Source organism: bacterium (assembly GCA_035308905.1).
GTDB lineage: Bacteria > Sysuimicrobiota > Sysuimicrobiia > Sysuimicrobiales > Segetimicrobiaceae > DASSJF01.
The window spans coordinates 130,295-147,978 of the sequence record DATGFS010000030.1 but is presented as its reverse complement, the minus strand read 5'-3'; the positions used below and the strand labels follow the sequence as shown (position 1 = coordinate 147,978).

The window sequence follows — 17,684 nt, the reverse complement described above, 5'->3', positions numbered from 1 at the left end:
GACACATGCGGGACGTGGTGATTGTCGACGGCGTGCGGAGTGCGATCGGCCGCTACGGCGGCGCGCTGCGCGACGTCAGGGCGGACGACCTCGCGGCCAGGATGATCGAATCGATCGTCCAGCGCAACACGCTCGACCCGGCCGAGATCGAGGACGTCGTGATGGGCTGCACCAATCAGGCGGGCGAGGACAACCGCAACGTCGCGCGCATGGCGGTGCTGCTGGCCGGCCTGCCGGACGGCGTCCCCGGACAGACCGTCAACCGGCTCTGCGGATCGGGGATGCAGGCCGTCCACGCCGCGGCGCGTGCGATCGCCGGCGGCGACGGCGACGTGTATCTCGCGGGCGGCGTGGAGAGCATGACCCGCGCGCCGTTCGTGATGGGCAAGCCGGCGCACGCGTTTCCCCGCGGCACGCAGGTCCTGCAAGATACGACGATCGGCTGGCGCTTTCCGAACCCGCGGCTCGAGGAGCGCTTCCCGCTCTACAGCATGGGCGAGACCGCGGAAAACGTGGCGGAGCGGTACGGCATCTCGCGCGAGGAGCAGGACGAGTTTGCCGTGGAGAGCCAGCGGCGCGCCGCCGCCGCGCAGCGGGAGGGCCGCCTCGCGGAAGAGATCGTCCCGGTCACCGTCGCGCGGGCCCGCGGCGACGCCACCGTCGTCGACACCGATGAACATCCGCGGCCGGACACGACCTTCGAGACCCTTGCGACGCTGCGCCCGGCGTTTCGGCCGGCCGGCACCGTCACGGCGGGCAACTCCTCGGGCATCAACGACGGCGCCGCGTGCCTGCTCGTGACCTCCGCGGAATGGGCGGAGCGGCACGGCCGCCGGCCGCTCGCGCGGATCGCCGCGATGGCCGCCGCGGGCGTCGATCCATCGTATATGGGCATCGGCCCGGTGCCCGCGACGCAGAAGGCGCTGATCCGCGCCGGGCGCACGCTCGACGAGATCGATCTGATCGAGCTCAACGAGGCGTTCGCGTCGCAGGTGCTGGCCTGCGTCCGCGATCTTGGCATCGACCGGTCCCGGCTCAACGTGAACGGCGGAGCGATCGCCCTCGGCCATCCGATCGGCGCGAGCGGCGCCCGCCTGCTCCTCACGCTGGTCCGCGAGATGGACCGGCGGCGCGCGCGGTGGGGGCTCGCGACGATGTGCATCGGCGTCGGCCAGGGGATCGCGACGATCGTCGAAGGGCTCGCCTAGCGGCGGGTGGCGCAGATGCCCGCGACGCCGCCCCCCGGTCTTGGCGAGGCGCCCGCGGCCGCGACCGGGATGCACGCCCGGTCGATGCTCTTCACGCTGTTTGGCGACTACGTCCGCCATTACGGCGGCACCATCTGGATCGGCAGCCTGATCACGTTGATGGGCGAACTCGGCTTTACGGGGTCGGCGGTGCGCGCCGCGGTGTCGCGAACGACGCGGCAGGGCTGGCTGGCCGCGATCCGTGCCGGGCGCGCCGGCTACTACGCGCTCACGCCCCGCGGCGAGGCCCGCATCGAAGAGGCGGCGGGCCGCATCTTCAAGCTGCGTCCGGAGCGGTGGGACGGGTTGTGGCGGATCGTCATCCTGCCGGCCGCCTCGGACCGGGAGCGCCGCGCCGCGCTGCGGCGTGAATTGGAGTGGATGGGGTTCGCGCCGCTTGCCCGCGGCGTGCACGTGACGCCCAACGATCTCCTCAATCGGATGCCCGCGCTCGCGGAGCGCTACGCGTTCGGGGCCGGGCCCGCGGAGATGTTTGCGGCCGGGCTCGCCGGCGGCGGCGCGGCGGCATTCGCCGCGCGGCATTGGGACCTGCCGGCGATCGACGCGGCCTACGGCGCGTTCGCAGATGCGTGGCGGCCCCGCCTGGCCGCCTGGCGGGCGGCGGCGGCCCGGACGGGCAGCGGCCTCGACCTCCCGGGCGGGGAGGCGTTCCGCGAGAAGACGCGGCTCGTGCACGAGTTCCGGAAATTTTTGTTCGTCGATCCGGGGCTGCCGGCGGACGTGCTGCCGGAGCGCTGGAACGGCGTCGAGGCGCGCGGCATCTTCTCCGCCGCGTACCATCTCCTCGCGGAGTCGGCGCTCGGGTTCTTCGAGACCCACTACCGTCCGGCGCCGGGGCGCGAAGCCGACGTCCTCGAGGGCCGGCGTAACGCGCGGCGCGATCCGTTTCGCCCCGCGGCCGTCGAGCCGGGCGACCTGCGTTGACGCGGCGGCCGCGGACTCAGCCGCCGGCCCGCCGTCGCGCCCGGCGCGGGGCGCAGGTTTGACACTCGCCGTGCGCCGCCGATATAATGAAACGCGTTCGCAAGGCTTTTTTTGTTTGCGGACGGCTTCGATCACGCTCTCGAGGGGTCTCACAGGGTGAAGCTCGGCAATCCGGTCAGGCTCTTGGGCGTCGTGCTGATCGCGCTGGCTGCGTTCTTCGTCGCGTTTCAACCGGTTCGCCTCGTCGGCGCGACACCGATGCTGCAGACGCCGCGGCCGCACCTGAACCTCGGGCTCGACCTGCAGGGCGGGAGCCACATCGTGCTGCAGGCCGAGCCGACCGCGCAGACGCAGGTCACGAACGATGCGATGGACGGCGTGCTGCGCATCATTCGCAACCGCGTCGACCAGCTCGGCCTCGCCGAGCCCGCGATCACCCGCCAGGGCCCGAACCGCATCCTCGTCGAGCTGCCCGGCATTCAAAATCCGCAGCGCGCCATCGACCTCATCGGCAAGACCGCGCTGCTGGAGTTCGTCGACACCGGTCCGGTCTCGCTGCCGGCGGGGACCACGTGGCAGGGCGTCGACACCTCGGTGCTCCCGGATAAGACGACCCAGCACGTCCCGAAGAAGGTGATCCTCACCGGCGCCGACCTCAGCGACGCGCAGGTCCAGTTCGACCAGTTCGGGCGCCCCCAGGTCGGATTTACGTTCAAGAGCTCCGCCGCCAAAACGTTCGAAGACTACACGACGAAGAACGTCGGCAAGTACCTCACGATCGTGCTCGACAACGTCGTCATCAGCTCGCCGGTGATTCAGTCCCCGATCCCCGGCGGAAAGGGCGTGATCGAAGGCGGGTTTACGCTCGAGTCCGCGCGCGAACTCGCCGTGCTGCTGCGCGGCGGCGCGCTGCCGCTGCCCGTGCACGTGGTGGAGAACCGGACCGTCGGCCCGCTGCTCGGGCGCGACTCGATCGACCGCAGCGTGCACGCCGGCTACGTCGCGATCGTCATGGTCGGGCTCTTCATGCTGCTGTACTACCGGCTCGCCGGCATCCTCGCCGACCTGGCCCTCGTCGTCTACACGCTGATCCTGTTCGCGCTGCTGACGGCACTCGGCGCCACGCTCACGCTGCCGGGCATCGCGGGGTTCATCCTGTCGCTCGGCGTCGCGGTCGACGCGAACGTCATCATCTTCGAAAAGGTCAAGGAAGAGCTGCGCGGCCACAAGACGCTCCGCGCCTCCGTGTCGACGGGATGGAACCGCGCGGTGGTCACGATTTTCGACTCGAACACGACGACGCTGATCGGCGCGGCGGTCCTCTTGTGGCTGGGCACCGGCCCGGTGCGCGGCTTCGCCGTGACGCTGATCCTCGGCATTCTCACCAGCATCTTCACCGCGATCGTCGTGACGCGCGTCTTCGTCGATCTCATCCTGGAGACGAGCCTGGCGCGCTACATTCAGTCGCTGGCATGGACCGGCCGGTCGCGGGAGCCGTCGGTCGTGGCCGCCGGGGGATCCGGGGGCGGGGCCGGTGAGTAACGTGCGCGCCTTCGACATCATCGGCCGGCGGCGCTGGTGGTACGCCCTGTCGCTCGCCGTCATCCTCCCCGGGCTGATCGCGCTCTACGCCCACCACGTGCACGACGGGCACGCCCTCAACTGGGGCGTCGATTTCACCGGCGGCAACTCGCTCGAGCTGCGGATCACCCAGCCGTTCACGGTGGGGGACGTCCGATCGGTGCTCGACCGGTTCGGGCTCGGCGACGCGGTCATCCAGAAGTCCGGCGACACCGAGGTGTTCATCCGCACCCGCCCGCTGTCGCAATCGCAGATGAACGACATCGTCGACGCGGCGAAGACGCGGTGGCCGTCGACGGCGATGCTGCGGGAGGATACCGTCGGCCCCGAGATCGGCGCCGAACTGCGCAACGTCGCCATCCTCGGCGTCGCGATCGGCCTCGTGCTGCAGGTCATCTTCATCTCGATCCGGTTCCGTTCGGTGCGGTTCGCGATCGCGGCGGACATCGCGCTGCTCCACGACCTCCTGGTCGTCATCGGCGCGTTCGCGCTGACGCAGCGGGAGGTCAACTCGTCGTTCCTGGCCGTGCTGCTGACCGTGGCCGGCTACTCGATCAACGACACGATCGTCATTTTCGACCGGATTCGCGAGAACCTCGGCATGCGGACGCGCGAGCCGTTCGAGCACCTCGTCAACCGCAGCGTTCTCGAGGCGCTGGTGCGGTCGATCAACACCGCGATGACGGCCGTGCTGGCGATCGGCGCGGTCTACGTCTTCGGCGGGGAAACGATCCGCGACGTCGCCTTCGGCCTGGTCGTGAGCATCGTCACCGGCGGCTACTCCTCGATCTTCAACGCGAGCTGCATTCTGGTCGACTGGCACAACTGGGGCGAGCGGCGGGCTCCCGCGGCTCCCGGACGCGGGCCGCAGCGGGTCGAGACGCCGCGCGAGGTTCGGGCCGCCGCGGACGGCGCGGGCACGCCCGACGAGGCGCCCGCGGTGGTACCCGGCGCCGCGCGCGCCGTGACGTCGCGCCGGCGGCGCCGGCGCCGCCGCTAGAGGACCCCGGATGCGGAGCGCCGCGGTTCTGCTCATCCTCGTCTGCCTCGCGGCCACGGTGTTCGCGCTCAGCAACACCACCCCCGTCACCGTGATGTTCTGGCAGTGGCCGATCTACACCGGGTCGCTGGCGCTCGCGATCGTCGGCGCGGGCATCCTCGGGGCACTGCTGACGTTCCTGCCGTCGATGGCCCGGCACGCCCATCTGGCCGGCCGCCTGCGCGATCTGGAGCGCCGGCTTGCGGCCCATCAAGCGGCCGTGGCCCCCGTCGCGCCCGACGTCCCGCCGGCGACCGCTCCGCCCGCCTCGCACACATCGTCCGACCTCGGTCAAACGCGCCGTCTCTGGTAGGAGACCGGGCCCTGTCCTGACCGGCGACGATTTTCCCGAACGCGCTATAATAGTTGGATAATGGCTGTTCTCGACCGGCCGGCGTGGGACGTCGCGCCCGCGGACGCGGGTGCCGCGGAGTTCGCACGCGCCCTCGGGGTGTCTCCCCTGGTCGCCGGGCTCCTGCGGCGCCGCGGCGTGACCACGCTCGAGGCGGCGCGGGCGTTTCTGTCGCCGTGCCTCGACGATCTCGGCGATCCGTCACGAATCCCCGGGATGGAAGGGGCGGTCGCGTTGGTGGCCGGCGCCGTCCGGTCCGGCCGGCCGATCGCGATCCACGGCGACTACGATGTGGACGGGATTACCGCGACGGCGATCCTCGTGCGCACCCTGCGGGCGCTCGGCGCTTCGCCTTGTGCGCGCCTGCCGCACCGGATCCGGGACGGCTACGGCCTCGGGGTGCCGGCGGTCGAAGCGCTCGCGGCCGAAGGCGCGGGACTGCTGATCGCCGCCGACTGCGGCATCACCGCGGTGGACGCCGTCGGCCGGGCGCGCGCGCTCGGTCTCGAGGTCGTCGTCCTCGACCATCACGAACCGGCGCCGGAACGGCCGGCCGCGGCCGTTGTCGAACCGGGCGTGCGCGGAGACGAGGACGCGGCGCCGTGCGCGGCCGGCCTCGCGTTTCTCTTCGCGTGGGCACTGCGTCGTGAGCTCGGCTGCGCGCCGGCGATGCCGGCCGGGCTTGTGGCGCTCGCCGCGCTCGGAACGGTGGCCGACGTCGTGCCGCTCACCGGCGACAACCGCCGGCTCGTCGCCGCGGGACTTCACCAGATGCGGACGGAGCCTCCCCTCGGCGTACGGGCGCTGCTCGAGGAGGCGGCGATCGCGGGCCCGGTGGACGCCTGGCACATCGGATGGCAGCTCGCCCCGCGCCTCAACGCGCCGGGCCGCCTCGGGGACCCCACCCCGTCGCTCGAGCTTCTGCTGACGGACGATCCCGCGGAGGCGCGTGCGCTGGCACACGCGCTCGACGACGCGAATCGCGAGCGGCAGATGATCCTCGACCAGGTGCTGACGGACGCGGTCGCCCAGGTCGAGAGCGCGGCCCGGTCGGAGGGTGTGCCGGCGGGCATCGTCGTCGGGGGCGAGGGATGGCATCCCGGCGTCGTCGGATTGGTCGCGGGACGCCTCGTCGAAGCGTACCGGCGCCCCGCGGTGGCGATCGCCCTGTCAGGAACGGGCGGCCGCGGGTCTGCGCGCAGCGTGGCCGGCTTCGATCTCGTGCGCGCCATGGCCGCCTGCGGCGAGCACCTTGTGGCCTTCGGCGGACACGCCATGGCCGCCGGGCTGTCGATCGAGGCCGGCGCGATCCCCGCGTTCCGCGTCTGCTTCGCGGAGCGCGCCGCCGGGGCGCTGGCCGGCCGGCCCGCGGAGCGCGTGCAGGTCGACGCGGAGGTGACGCTCGGTGACGTGACGCCGGCGCTCGTCGCCGAGCTCGGCCGGCTGGCGCCGTTTGGTCTCGGCAATCCGAGCCCGGTGCTCGGTGTGCGTGACGTCCGCCCCCTCACACGCCGGCTCGTCGGCGACGGGGCGCACCTCGGAATCGGCGTGACGGACGGGACGACGTTTGTCGATGCGATCGGGTTCTCCATGGCGGGATGGATCGACGTGCTTACCCTGACCGGCGCGGCCGTCGACCTTGCGTTCACGCCGGAAATCGACCGGGGGGCCCCCTCAGGCGAGCGCGTGCGTCTCCGCCTGCGCGCGCTCGACGTCCCCGGGATCGACTTGGACGCCGTGCTGCGCGATACCGGTCTCGTCGTGGACCGCCTGTTCCGGCGCGCGGACGACTTTCTCGGTGAAGCCGGGTACGAGGCGGTGGAAGACGCGGCCGCGTTCTACACCAAGGCCGTCGGCGTCACGTTCGGCGACCGGCCGGCCGTGGTGGCGGCGCTGCGGGCGGGCGACCGCGTGCGGCTGCGCCGGGAACCCGCGAACCCCCACGATCCGCACGCGGTGCAGGTCTGCACCGAGGACGGCGGCGCGGTCGGATACCTCAACGCGCGGCTTGCCGGACGTCTCGCGCCGCTCATGGATGCCGGGGTGCGCTACGTCGCGTCCGTCGCCGGCGTGACCGGCGGCGGCGAGCGCGCGGCCGGCGTCAACCTGTTCGTCGAGCGCGCGCCGGAGGAGCTCGCCCCGCCGGCGCCGGCCGGGGCGGCCGATTCGCGCCCGGGAGCGGCGGTCCGCGGATGGCGGGCGGGAGGCGTACGGGACGCACTCGCGCGGCTTCCTATTTACTTGAACGGCGGCCGGCCGTTTCGGACCGGGCTGGCCGAAGCGCTCGATCTGCTCGCCGGCGGAGGACGGGTGGCGCTCATGGTGCCGCCGGGACGCGGCCGGGCCACCGCGATCGCCGGGGCCGCCGCGCTGACCGCCGCGGGCGGCCGCGGCGCGCTCGTGGTCGTCCCCACCAAGAGCCACGCCGTGCATCGGGCCGGGCAGCTGGCCTCGCGCCTTCGGCCGCTCGGCGTCTGCGTCGAGACCGCGCACGGGCTTCTGCCGCTGACGGCGCGGGACCGGCTCGACGAGATGCTGCGGCGCGGCGCGGTCGACGTGCTCGTCGCCACCACGGAGGTGCTGCGAGAACCCGGCCGCGTGTCGGCGTTTGCCCCTCGCGTCGGGACGGTCGTGGTGGACGGCGGCACCGCCCCGGACTGGCGGGCGGCCGTGTCGGACTTCGCCGGCGCGGCCGTGTTTGCCGTGGGCAGCGGCACGCTCTGCCGCGGCATCGCACGCGTGTGCCCGGCAACGGCGATCGTGCACGAGCAGGCGCCCCGGGCGCCGCTGACGATTGTCGACCGTCGCGGAGACGGGGGGCCCGGGGCGCTGTGGCCGATTCTGGAGCAGGCGCTCGCCCGCGGGGAGAAGACGGTGGCGATCGTCGCGCCGCGCGCGGCCGCGGTCGGGCTGGCCGCCCTCGCGCGCGACCATCAGGCGGCCGCCGCGCCGGCTTCCGGAGGCATCGCATATCTGCACGGCGGCCTGCCGTTCCGGCTGCGCGAGATCGTCACGCAGGCCTTCCGCGAGGGACGGCTCGACGTGCTGGTGACCACGGTGGCCCTCGACGAAGAAGCGCTCCCGCCGGACGTGCAGCATCTCATCGTGGGCGCCCTCGCGCCCGATCTCGATTGGTGTCTGGCCGCCTGCGGCGCCGCGCTCGCCGGCCGCCGGCCGGTGACGATCACGCTCGCCGCCGGCGCGGACGACCGGGACCGCTACCGCCGCGCGCTCGACGTCCAGGCGCCCGGGCGCGAGACGCTCGTCGCCGTCTACCGCGCCCTGCGCGAGTGGCGCGGGGAGCGGCCGTTTTTGTGGCCGGCCGACGACGCGTGGGCGCGCCTCAGCGCGGCCGTGCCCGGGCTCAACCGCGCCACCGTGGAGGCGGCGTGCGACGTCTTCGTCGAGGCCGGACTCGCCACGCGCGAGACCGTGCCGGACGGATCGCAGATCCAGTTGAGCGCCGGCGCAGGGCGCCGGGACCTCGCGGCCTCGCTGCGCCACCGCGAGGGCCGCCGCGCCCGCGAAGCGTTCGAGGCCGGCGCGGCGTGGATGCTCGGCGTCCTGCCGTCGGAGGTCGAGCGCAGCCTATGAGCGGAGTCCCGGTCCGGCCGGACACCCGCGAGAGCCCGCTGCCGGCGGACGTCGCGGATCTGCTGCGCCGCGTGCGCGAGACGATTCCGCGCGGCGACCAGGACCTCATCCTGCGCGCGTACCACTACGCCCAGGACGCCCACGCCGGCCAGACCCGCGCCTCCGGCGAGCCGTTCGTCAGCCACAGCGTCGCGGTCGCCTCCATACTCGTGGGCCTCAGGCTCGACACGGCCACGATCGCCGCGGCGCTGCTGCACGATGTTCCCGAGGACACGGCGCGATCGATCGACGACGTCCGGGAGGCGTTCGGTCCGGAGATCGCGAGCCTCGTCGACGGCGTCACCAAGCTCGGCCGGATCGAGTGGAAGAGCCGCGAGGAGCGCCAGGCGGAGAACCTCCGCAAGATGTTTCTGGCGATGGCGAGCGATATCCGGATCATCCTCATCAAGCTCGCCGACCGGGTGCACAACATGCGCACGCTCGAGCACCTCCCGGAGTGGAAGCAGAAGCGCACGGCGCGGGAGACGCTCGACATCTACGCGCCGCTCACCGAGCGTCTCGGCATCGGCACGATCCAGCGCGAGCTCGAGGACCTCTCGTTCCGCATCCTCGAGCCGGAGGCCTACGGGTCGATCAGCGGGGACATCGACCGGACCAGCCACGCGCAGGAGGCGATGCTCGCGCGCGTCCTCGACACGCTGTACCAGGAGCTGACCCGCGCGGGGATCCGGCTCGACCGCGCCAGCCTGAGCGCGCGCCCGAAGCACGTCTACAGCATCTACCAGAAGATGCAGCGTCCGAAGTATCAGGGGCAGGGCGTCGGACGCATCTACGACCGCATCGGCGTGCGCGTAGTGGTCAACGACATCCGCGAGTGCTACGAGACCCTTGGGATCGTGCACTCGATGTGGAAGCCGATTCCCGGCGAGGTGGACGACTACATCGCCAACCCCAAGACGAGCGGCTATCAGTCCCTGCACACCGCGGTGATCTGCGAGGGCCAGCCGCTCGAGATCCAGATCCGCACCCCGCAGATGCATCGCGACGCCGAGCACGGCATCGCCGCCCACTGGCGGTACAAGGAAGGCGGCGGGCGCGCGGAGGGGGCGTTCGCGCAGAAGCTCTCCTGGCTTCGCCAGCTGCTGGAGTGGCACCAGGAGATGCAGGACGCCCGCGAGTTCATGCACTCGGTGAAGATCGACCTGTTCCAGAACGAGGTCTTCGTGTTCACGCCGATGGGCGACGTGATCGACCTGCCGGCCGGCGCGACGCCCGTGGACTTCGCCTTCCGCATCCACACCGACATCGGCTACCGGACGACCGGGGCCAAGGTCAACGGCCGGCTCGTGCCCCTCAGCCAGCGCCTCCAGTCCGGCGACATCGTGGAGGTGGTCACGAGCAAGACCGCCGCGGGACCGAGCCGCGACTGGCTCGCTTTCGTCCAGACGACGAACGCGCGCACGAAGATCCGCCAGTGGTTCAAGCGCGAGCGCCGCGATGAGAACATCGTCCGCGGACGGGAGCTGCTCGAGAAAGAACTGCGCCGGGGCGGGGGCGGCGTCGGCCTGGCCAAGCCGGACGCGCTGCGAGACGTGGCGGGACGCTTCGGGCTTCCCGACGACCAGGAACTGCTCGCCGCGGTCGGCAACGGCGACGTGTCGCTCCTTCAAGTGGTCCAGGCGCTGCGGGGCGCGCCGGCGGAGGAGGAGGCGCCCGAGGCGCCGCCGGTGCCCGCGCCGCCGCCGCCGGCGGGGGCGGCCACCGGCATCCGCGTGATCGGCGTCGACAACGTGCTGATGCGTTTTGCGCGGTGCTGCAGCCCGCTGCCGGGCGACCGCGTCGTCGGGTACACGACGCAGGGCCGCGGCGTGACGATCCACCGCGCCGACTGCCCGAACCTGCCGTTCCTCCGCGCCCACCCCGAGCGGATCCTCGACGTGGAGTGGGAGCCGACGTCCGACGGGACGTACCACGTCGCGATCGAGGTCGAAGCCGCGGACCGCGTGGGGCTGCTCAAGGACATCCTCACCGCGATCGCCGAGCACAAGACGAACGTCGTGTCGATCAACTCGCGCGTGCGCAAGGACAAGGTGGCCATCACCGGCATCGTAATGGACATCCGCAACGTCAGCCAGCTGACCGCGGTGATGCAGCGGATCGGCCAGGTCAAGGACGTGCTGAGCGTCGAGCGCGTGGTGCCGCACTAGGCATCCCCGGAGCGGGCGGGAAGGGGGGATGCGCACAGCGTGGAACCGTAGCCAAAGCGCTGGACGGGGATCCGAGAGGGGGACGAAATGATCTTAACCGCCGCACGCGTCGGGGTCTTCACCGAATCCGTGATCCGTGAGATGACGCGGCTCGCGATGGAGCACGGCGCGATCAACCTGGCCCAGGGCTTCCCGGACTTCCCGGCGCCGGCGGATCTGCTGGCCGCGGGCGCGCAGGCGCTCGCGGACGGGCACAACCAGTACGCCGTCACCTGGGGGGCCCCGCGCCTCCGGCAGGCGATCGCGGAGAAGGTGCGGTGGTTCAACGGGCTCGAGGTCGAGCCCGACCGCCACATCACGGTGACGTGCGGCGCCACGGAGGCAATGATGGCGACCATGCTCGCCACCATCAATCCCGGCGACGAGGTGATCGTGTTCGAGCCGTTCTACGAAAACTACGGCCCGGATGCGAAGCTGTCCGGCGCGGTCCCGAAGTTCGTGCCGATCCGCCTCGCCCCCGGCTTCCCGATCGATCTCGACGACGTCAAGGCGGCGATCACCCCCTACACCAAGGCGATCATCCTGAACACGCCCCACAACCCGACCGGCAAGGTGTTCACGCGCGAGGAGCTGGAGGGCGTCGCGGACCTCTGCCAGCGGCACAATCTGCTGGCGTTCACCGACGAGGTGTACGAGCACATCATCTACGACGGCGGGCGGCACGTCAGCCTGGCGGCGCTGCCCGGGATGCGCGAGCGCACCGTGGTCGTGAACAGCATCTCCAAGAGCTACAGCGTGACCGGCTGGCGCATCGGCTGGACGATCGCGCCGCCGAACATTACGGACGGGATCCGCAAGGTCCACGATTTCCTGACGGTCGGCGCGGCCGCGCCGCTGCAGGAGGCGGCGGTGACGGCTCTCGGATTCCCGCGCACGTACTACGCGGAGCTCGCGGCGATGTACCAGCGCAAACGGGACGCGCTGCTGGAGATTCTGCGGGAGGCCGGGTTCGAGTGCCTGGTTCCGGGCGGCGCGTATTACATCATGTGCGACATCACGGCGTTCGGCTTCGAGAGCGACGAGGCGTTCACCAAATACCTGATCGAGCAGGTCGGCGTGGCGCCGGTCCCCGGGTACTCGTTCTTCCACGACCCGGCGGCGGGGCGGCGCTACGTGCGGTTCGCCTTCCCGAAGCGCGACGAGACGTTCGCGGAGGTCCGGCGCCGCCTCGGCGCGCTCCGTCCGCGCGCCGCCGTGCCGGCCGACGGCGGGGGCGGAGCCGGAGCGTGAGCGACGGCGCCTCGCCGCGCCAGATGTCCCGGGCGCCGGCCCCGGCGGCTCCGCCGCCCGGGCCGGCCGCCTCCTGGGCGGCGTACCGCGCGGAGTTTCCGATCTTCGAGCGCGCGACGTACCTCAACACCTGCTCGCTCGGCGCACTCGGCGCGCGGGTCCGGGCCGCGGTCGGCCGGTTTCTGGACCTGTGGGACGCGTGGGGCGCCTCGGCCTGGTACGGTCCGTGGTGGGAGGAGCTCGACGCGCTGCGGGCGTCGTTCGCCGGCGTGATCGGCGCGGAGGCGGCGGAGGTGGCGCTCGCGCCTTCGATCACCGGGGCCATCACCGCGGTGGCGAGCTGCTTCGACTACGGCGCGCGACCGCGGGTGATCGTTTCCGACATCGACTTTCCGACGGTGCCGTATCAGTGGCTCGCGCGCCGCGGCGTCGAGGTCGTCTACGCATCGAGCCCCGACGGACTGTCCGTGCCCGTGGAAACCTTCGAGCGGCTGATCGACGAGCGAACGCAGCTCGTCGTCGCCTCGCACGTCTATTTCCAGAGCGGCGAGATCCAGGACGTGGCCGCGCTCGCCCGGCTCGCGCATGCGCGCGGCGCGCGGCTCCTCGTCGACGCGTACCAGTCGGTGGGCCAGCTGCCGGTCGACGTGCGCGCGCTCGGCGTGGACTTTCTCGTCAGCGGCGGCCTCAAGTGGCTGCTCGGCGGACCGGGCATCGCGTACCTGTACGTGCGGCAGGATTTGATCAAGGCGCTGGCGCCGTCGGTCGTCGGATGGTTTGCGCACGGCCGGCAGTTCGCGTTCGACACGCGGCGGTTCGAATACGCGGACGACGCGCGGCGATTCCAGGCCGGCACGCCGTCCGTCGCCGCGATCTACGCGGCGCGGGCCGGCCTCGAGTACGTGCATGAGATCGGCCCGGGGCGCCTCCGGGCGCGGCAGGTGGAGCTGCTGGCCGATCTGGCCGGCGGTCTCCGCGAGATCGGCGCGGCCCCCCGAATGCGCGGCACCGTGCAGGACCTGGCCGGGATCCTCACCGTGCCGGTGGCCGATCCTCCCGCCGCGGTCTCCGCCCTGCGCGGCGACCGGGTGATCGTGGACGCGCGTCCGGGCGTGATCCGGCTCTCTCCCTACTTCTATAATAGCGCCGAGGATCTGGAACGCGCCCTCGCGGCGCTGCGGCGACATCTCACGTAGGTCACCGGCATGCGGGCACTGGTCCAACGTGTGCGGCGGGCCGCCGTGTACGTGGTCGACGGCGGCGGGTCCGGGGCCCCCGGAGAACCGGTGGGGCGGATCGCGCAGGGGTTTGCCGTCCTCCTCGGCGTGAGCCGGACCGACACTCCGGAGGAGGCGCGGGCGCTCGCGGGGCGCGTCGCGACGCTGCGCGTGTTCGATGACGAGGCCGGCCGGCTCAACCGCTCGGTGACGGACGTCGGCGGCGAGGTGCTGAGCATTCCGCAGTTCACGCTGTACGGCGATACGACCGGCGGCCGGCGGCCGAGCTTCGTCGAGGCGGCGCCGCCCGACCAGGCCGAGCCCCTGTACCGGCTGTTCAACGAAACATTGGAAGCGGCCGGCGTCCGGGTCGTGCCGGGCCGCTTTCGGACGCGCATGCTGGTCGAGATCCACAACGACGGCCCGGTGACGTTGATGCTGGAGACGGGGAACCGGTCGCGGTGAAGGACGCTCCGACGGTGTGGGAACTGATAGGCGCGGGCCTCGCGATCGGCGGGACCGCCGTGTGGGCGCTCGCCGCGGCCGCCCGCGTGGGAGTGCTGCGCGTCCTCCTCGAGCTGTTCCCGCGCGCCTCATGGGATGCCGTCACCTGGGTGTTGATCCCGGCGCTGCTGCTCGCGCCGATCGTGATCCAGGGCATCGCCGTCGCCGCGTTCGGCAGGCGCGCGCCGGCGGCCTGGGCGTGGACCGCGGCCGGCGCCGCGGCCGGATCCGTGCTCGCCCTCGCGGTCTTCGGCACGGCGCTCCTGGTCGGGGTCCGGCAGCTGCCGCGAGACCCCCAGGTCTGGCTGGGACGCACGGCGCCCGAAGCCCTCATCATCGCGTTCAGCGGCGCGGTGGCGGCCGGATGGCTGATCGTCGCCGCGCGTCTTGCCGGGGCGGCCTGGCTCCGCCGGGCGGCGGTGCCGATCGCCGCGGCGGTGGTGGCCGTCGCGTGGATGCGCGCGCATCACACGATCGTCGCCCTCAGCTATGTGCTGGACCGGCCCGAGGCCAACGGATTCTTTGCCGCGGTCGCGGTCGGCGGCGCCGTGGGCTCGGCATGGGCGGCGCGCCGGGGAGCGGGACATGGAGATTAGAGCCCCGCGCGGCATGCAGGACATTCTGCCCGACGCCACCGGCCGGTGGCAGTGGGTGGAAGCCCGGATGCGGGATCTGGCCCGGCGGTACGGCTGCCGCGAGATTCGAACGCCGGTCGTCGAGCACACGGAGGTTTTTCAGCGCGGGGTCGGCGCCGGCACGGACATCGTCGACAAGGAGATGTACACGTTTGCAGACCGCGGGGGCCGCAGCGTGACGCTGCGCGCCGAAGGCACAGCGCCGGTCGTCCGGGCCGTGCTCGAACACAACCTGGCCGCGACCCCGCCCGTGCGCGTCTACTACATCTGCCCGATCTTCCGCTACGACCGTCCGCAGGCCGGCCGGTACCGCCAGCACACGCAGTTCGGCGCGGAGGTGATCGGCAGCGCCGAACCCGGGGCGGACGCGGAGGTGCTGAGCCTGGCCGTGCGGCTTGTTGAGACCCTCGGTCTTCGCGACGTGGACGTCCGCCTCTCCAGCGTGGGCGACGCCGTCTGCCGGCCCCATTACGAAGAGGTGCTGCGGGCCTATTACGCGCCGCGGCTTCCGGAATTGTGCGACGATTGCCGCCGGCGGTTCGAGACCGCGCCGATGCGCCTGCTGGACTGCAAGCGGGAGCACGACCGCGAGGTGGCGGCGGGCGCGCCGCGGATCCTCGACTACCTGTGCGACCCGTGCCGGCAGCACTTCGCGGGCGTGCGCGCGCACCTCGACGCGATGGGGATCGCGTACACCGTCGACCCGCTCATCGTCCGCGGGCTCAACTACTACGCGCGAACCGCGTTCGAAGCCGTCTCCGGGGGGCTCGGCGCGCAGAACGCCGTGTTCGGCGGCGGCCGGTACGACGGTCTCGCGGAGCAGATGGGGGGACCGCCGACGCCGGGCGTGGGATTCGGCATGGGCATCGAGCGCCTGCTGATCGTGTTGGAGGCGGGCGGCGCCGCGGTGCCCGCGGAGCGGGGGATCGACGTGTTCGTCGCCACCGCGGGGACCGGCTCCCCGCATGCGCTGGCGATCGCCGACCGCCTGCGCACGCGGGGCCTCAGCGTCATGACGGACGTCATGGGGCGCGCGCTGCGGAGCCAGATGCGCCAGGCCGACCGCGCCGGCGCCGCCTGGGTGCTGCTGCTCGGCGAGGATGAGGTCAACCGCGGCGTGGCCATCCTGCGCGAGATGGCGACCGGCGCGCAGGTGGAGGTGCCGCTCGAACGCGTCACCGACGACGTCCCGGCGCGGATCCGCTCCGCGGGCGGTCCCAGACCGGACGGGGCGGGTGTGGCGAGATGATCGACGAGCGAGACCGCACGCCGTCCGCCGGCAGCAGCGAACTCGGCGACTGGCGCCGCACCCACACCAACGGCAGCCTTCGGACCGGCGACATCGGCCGCGACGTCACGTTGATGGGCTGGGTGCAGGGCCGGCGCGACCTCGGCGGGCTGATCTTCATCGACCTGCGGGACCGCACCGGCGTGACGCAGATCGTCTGCAACCCACAGGAGGCCGCCGGCGCCGCGGCCGTGGCCGGGGCGGTGCGCAGCGAGTACGTGCTGGCGGTGCGCGGCGTGGTCGCATCACGCCCCGCCGGGACCGAGAACCCGCGCGTCGCGACCGGCGCCGTCGAGGTGCGCGCCCGCGAGGTGCGGGTGCTGAACCCCGCCGACACGCCGCCGTTTCCGATCGACGCGGACGTCGAGGTCGACGAGACGGTGCGTCTCAGGTCCCGCTACCTCGACCTGCGCCGTCCGAAGATGCAGGCGAACCTGGCGCTCCGCCACCGGCTGGCGAAGGCCGTCCGCGATCATCTGAGCGGCCGGGATTTTCTCGAGATCGAGACGCCGATGCTCATCAAGAGCACGCCGGAAGGCGCGCGCGACTTTCTCGTGCCGAGCCGCGTGCATCCCGGCAAATTCTACGTGCTGCCGCAGTCGCCACAGCTGTTCAAGCAGCTGCTGATGGTCGCGGGGACGGACCGGTACTTCCAGATCGTCCGCTGCTTCCGGGATGAGGATCTGCGGGCCGACCGGGCGCCCGAGTTCACGCAGATCGACATCGAGATGTCGTTTGTCGGCCCCGACGACGTGCAGGCGCTCGCGGAGGAGATGGTGGCGTACGCCGTGCACGAGGCGCTCGGCGTCGAGGTCGGGCGGCCGTTTCCCCGCCTCACCTACGCGGACGCGATGCGGCGCTACGGCAGCGACAAACCCGACCTGCGTTTCGACCTCGAGATCGCGGACTGCGGCGACCTGTTCGCGGACAGCGCGTTCCGGGTCTTCAGCGGGGCGGTCGCCTCGGGCGGCGTCGTACGCGCCCTCTGCGCGCCCATGGCCGGCGGCTACAGCCGGCGTGAGGTCGCCGAACTCGAGGAGATCGCCAAGGCCGCGGGGGCCGCGGGCCTCGTCCCCGTGCACCTCGACGCCGGCGGCGCGCGGGGGCCGCTCGCGCGGCATTTGTCGGCGGAGACCCTGGCCGCGCTGCGCACGCGCTGCGGCGCCGGCAGCGGCGATCTGCTGCTGGTGGCCGCGGGGCCCGCGGAAACCGTCGCGCCGGCGATGGGCCGGGTGCGCCTCGAACTGGGGCGCCGGCTCAACCTCGTCCGCGACGGATTCGTCTTCGAGTGGGTGGTCGATTTCCCGCTGCTGGAGCGGTCGGCCGAGGGCGGATTCGCGGCCGTGCACCATCCGTTCACGTCACCGCTGGACGAAGATCTGCCGCTGCTCGAGCGCGAGCCGCTGCGCGTCCGCGCGAAGGCCTACGATCTCGTCCTCAACGGCGTGGAGCTCGGCGGCGGCAGCATCCGGATCCACCGGCGGGAGCTGCAGCAGCGGATGTTCGCGCTGCTCGGCATCTCGCCGGAGGCCGCGCGCGAGCGCTTCGGCTTCCTCCTCGACGCGTTCCGCTATGGGGCGCCCCCGCACGGCGGCATCGCCTTCGGATTCGACCGCTTCGTCATGGTGCTCGCCGGCGAGAGTTCGATCCGCGAGGTCATCGCGTTCCCAAAGACGCAGAGCGCGACCGACCTGATGACCGGCGCGCCCTCCGAGGTGGATCCGGCGGCTCTCGCCGAGGCGCATATCGAAATCCGCCGGTGATCATCCCGCGAAACCGGCGGCG

Annotated in this window: 13 protein-coding genes; all 13 read left to right on the top strand. The window is 72.3% G+C overall.

The features are described from left to right. Positions 1 to 5 precede the first annotated feature (5 nt). The 13 genes from VKT83_09155 to aspS all read left to right on the top strand — a co-directional run bounded on the left by VKT83_09155 (position 6) and on the right by aspS (position 17,662). Entirely contained in the window at positions 6 to 1,208 is a 1,203-nt protein-coding gene (locus VKT83_09155; GenBank protein ID HLY22621.1) for an acetyl-CoA C-acyltransferase, read from the top strand. A 15-nt stretch (positions 1,209 to 1,223) separates the two neighbouring features. Next, on the top strand, positions 1,224 to 2,192 hold the full coding sequence (locus tag VKT83_09150; GenBank protein ID HLY22620.1) for a PaaX family transcriptional regulator C-terminal domain-containing protein: 969 nt from the start codon (positions 1,224 to 1,226) through the stop codon (positions 2,190 to 2,192). Between the two features lie 156 nt (positions 2,193 to 2,348). Then, positions 2,349 to 3,734: a protein translocase subunit SecD gene (gene secD, locus VKT83_09145; protein HLY22619.1), complete on the top strand. Its 1,386-nt coding sequence runs from the start codon at positions 2,349 to 2,351 to the stop codon at positions 3,732 to 3,734. Further along, complete coding sequence (gene secF, locus VKT83_09140; GenBank protein HLY22618.1) at positions 3,727 to 4,773, top strand: protein translocase subunit SecF; 1,047 nt, start codon at positions 3,727 to 3,729, stop codon at positions 4,771 to 4,773. The genes secD and secF overlap by 8 nt, the downstream gene beginning before the upstream one ends. 10 nt (positions 4,774 to 4,783) lie before the next feature. Continuing rightward, positions 4,784 to 5,125 (top strand): LapA family protein, encoded by a 342-nt coding sequence (locus VKT83_09135; GenBank protein ID HLY22617.1) that lies wholly within the window; start codon positions 4,784 to 4,786, stop codon positions 5,123 to 5,125. Positions 5,126 to 5,185: 60 nt separating this feature from the next. Next, a complete protein-coding gene (gene recJ, locus VKT83_09130) occupies positions 5,186 to 8,758 on the top strand; it encodes a single-stranded-DNA-specific exonuclease RecJ (protein ID HLY22616.1) in 3,573 nt (1,190 codons plus the stop codon). Beyond that, positions 8,755 to 10,965 carry a bifunctional (p)ppGpp synthetase/guanosine-3',5'-bis(diphosphate) 3'-pyrophosphohydrolase gene (locus VKT83_09125; protein ID HLY22615.1) on the top strand — a complete coding sequence of 737 codons (2,211 nt, stop codon included), beginning with the start codon at positions 8,755 to 8,757 and terminating at the stop codon, positions 10,963 to 10,965. Before recJ ends, VKT83_09125 begins: the two co-directional genes overlap by 4 nt. 87 nt (positions 10,966 to 11,052) lie before the next feature. Further along, positions 11,053 to 12,255 (top strand): aminotransferase class I/II-fold pyridoxal phosphate-dependent enzyme, encoded by a 1,203-nt coding sequence (locus VKT83_09120; protein ID HLY22614.1) that lies wholly within the window; start codon positions 11,053 to 11,055, stop codon positions 12,253 to 12,255. Beyond that, positions 12,252 to 13,451 (top strand): aminotransferase class V-fold PLP-dependent enzyme, encoded by a 1,200-nt coding sequence (locus VKT83_09115; protein ID HLY22613.1) that lies wholly within the window; start codon positions 12,252 to 12,254, stop codon positions 13,449 to 13,451. Before VKT83_09120 ends, VKT83_09115 begins: the two co-directional genes overlap by 4 nt. 9 nt (positions 13,452 to 13,460) lie before the next feature. Next, on the top strand, positions 13,461 to 13,937 hold the full coding sequence (gene dtd / locus VKT83_09110; protein HLY22612.1) for a D-aminoacyl-tRNA deacylase: 477 nt from the start codon (positions 13,461 to 13,463) through the stop codon (positions 13,935 to 13,937). A gap of 14 nt (positions 13,938 to 13,951) precedes the next feature. After that, entirely contained in the window at positions 13,952 to 14,572 is a 621-nt protein-coding gene (locus tag VKT83_09105; GenBank protein ID HLY22611.1) for a hypothetical protein, read from the top strand. Beyond that, positions 14,562 to 15,860, top strand: a complete 1,299-nt coding sequence (gene hisS / locus VKT83_09100; protein ID HLY22610.1) for a histidine--tRNA ligase — start codon at positions 14,562 to 14,564, stop codon at positions 15,858 to 15,860. The genes VKT83_09105 and hisS overlap by 11 nt, the downstream gene beginning before the upstream one ends. After that, the gene (gene aspS, locus VKT83_09095) at positions 15,857 to 17,662 is read left to right on the top strand and encodes an aspartate--tRNA ligase (protein ID HLY22609.1); all 1,806 of its coding nucleotides are present in this window, start codon (positions 15,857 to 15,859) and stop codon (positions 17,660 to 17,662) included. Before hisS ends, aspS begins: the two co-directional genes overlap by 4 nt. Positions 17,663 to 17,684 lie beyond the last annotated feature (22 nt).

Excerpts from the sequence above, each read along its gene's own strand:
- VKT83_09150 (HLY22620.1), top strand. The coding sequence starts at position 1,224 with ATGCCCGCGACGCCGCCCCCCGGTCTTGGCGAGGCGCCCGCGGCCGCG.
- recJ (HLY22616.1), top strand. The coding sequence starts at position 5,186 with ATGGCTGTTCTCGACCGGCCGGCGTGGGACGTCGCGCCCGCGGACGCG.
- hisS (HLY22610.1), top strand. The coding sequence starts at position 14,562 with ATGGAGATTAGAGCCCCGCGCGGCATGCAGGACATTCTGCCCGACGCC.
- VKT83_09125 (HLY22615.1), top strand. The coding sequence starts at position 8,755 with ATGAGCGGAGTCCCGGTCCGGCCGGACACCCGCGAGAGCCCGCTGCCG.
- aspS (HLY22609.1), top strand. The coding sequence starts at position 15,857 with ATGATCGACGAGCGAGACCGCACGCCGTCCGCCGGCAGCAGCGAACTC.
- dtd (HLY22612.1), top strand. The coding sequence starts at position 13,461 with ATGCGGGCACTGGTCCAACGTGTGCGGCGGGCCGCCGTGTACGTGGTC.
- VKT83_09155 (HLY22621.1), top strand. The coding sequence starts at position 6 with ATGCGGGACGTGGTGATTGTCGACGGCGTGCGGAGTGCGATCGGCCGC.
- VKT83_09120 (HLY22614.1), top strand. The coding sequence starts at position 11,053 with ATGATCTTAACCGCCGCACGCGTCGGGGTCTTCACCGAATCCGTGATC.
- VKT83_09135 (HLY22617.1), top strand. The coding sequence starts at position 4,784 with ATGCGGAGCGCCGCGGTTCTGCTCATCCTCGTCTGCCTCGCGGCCACG.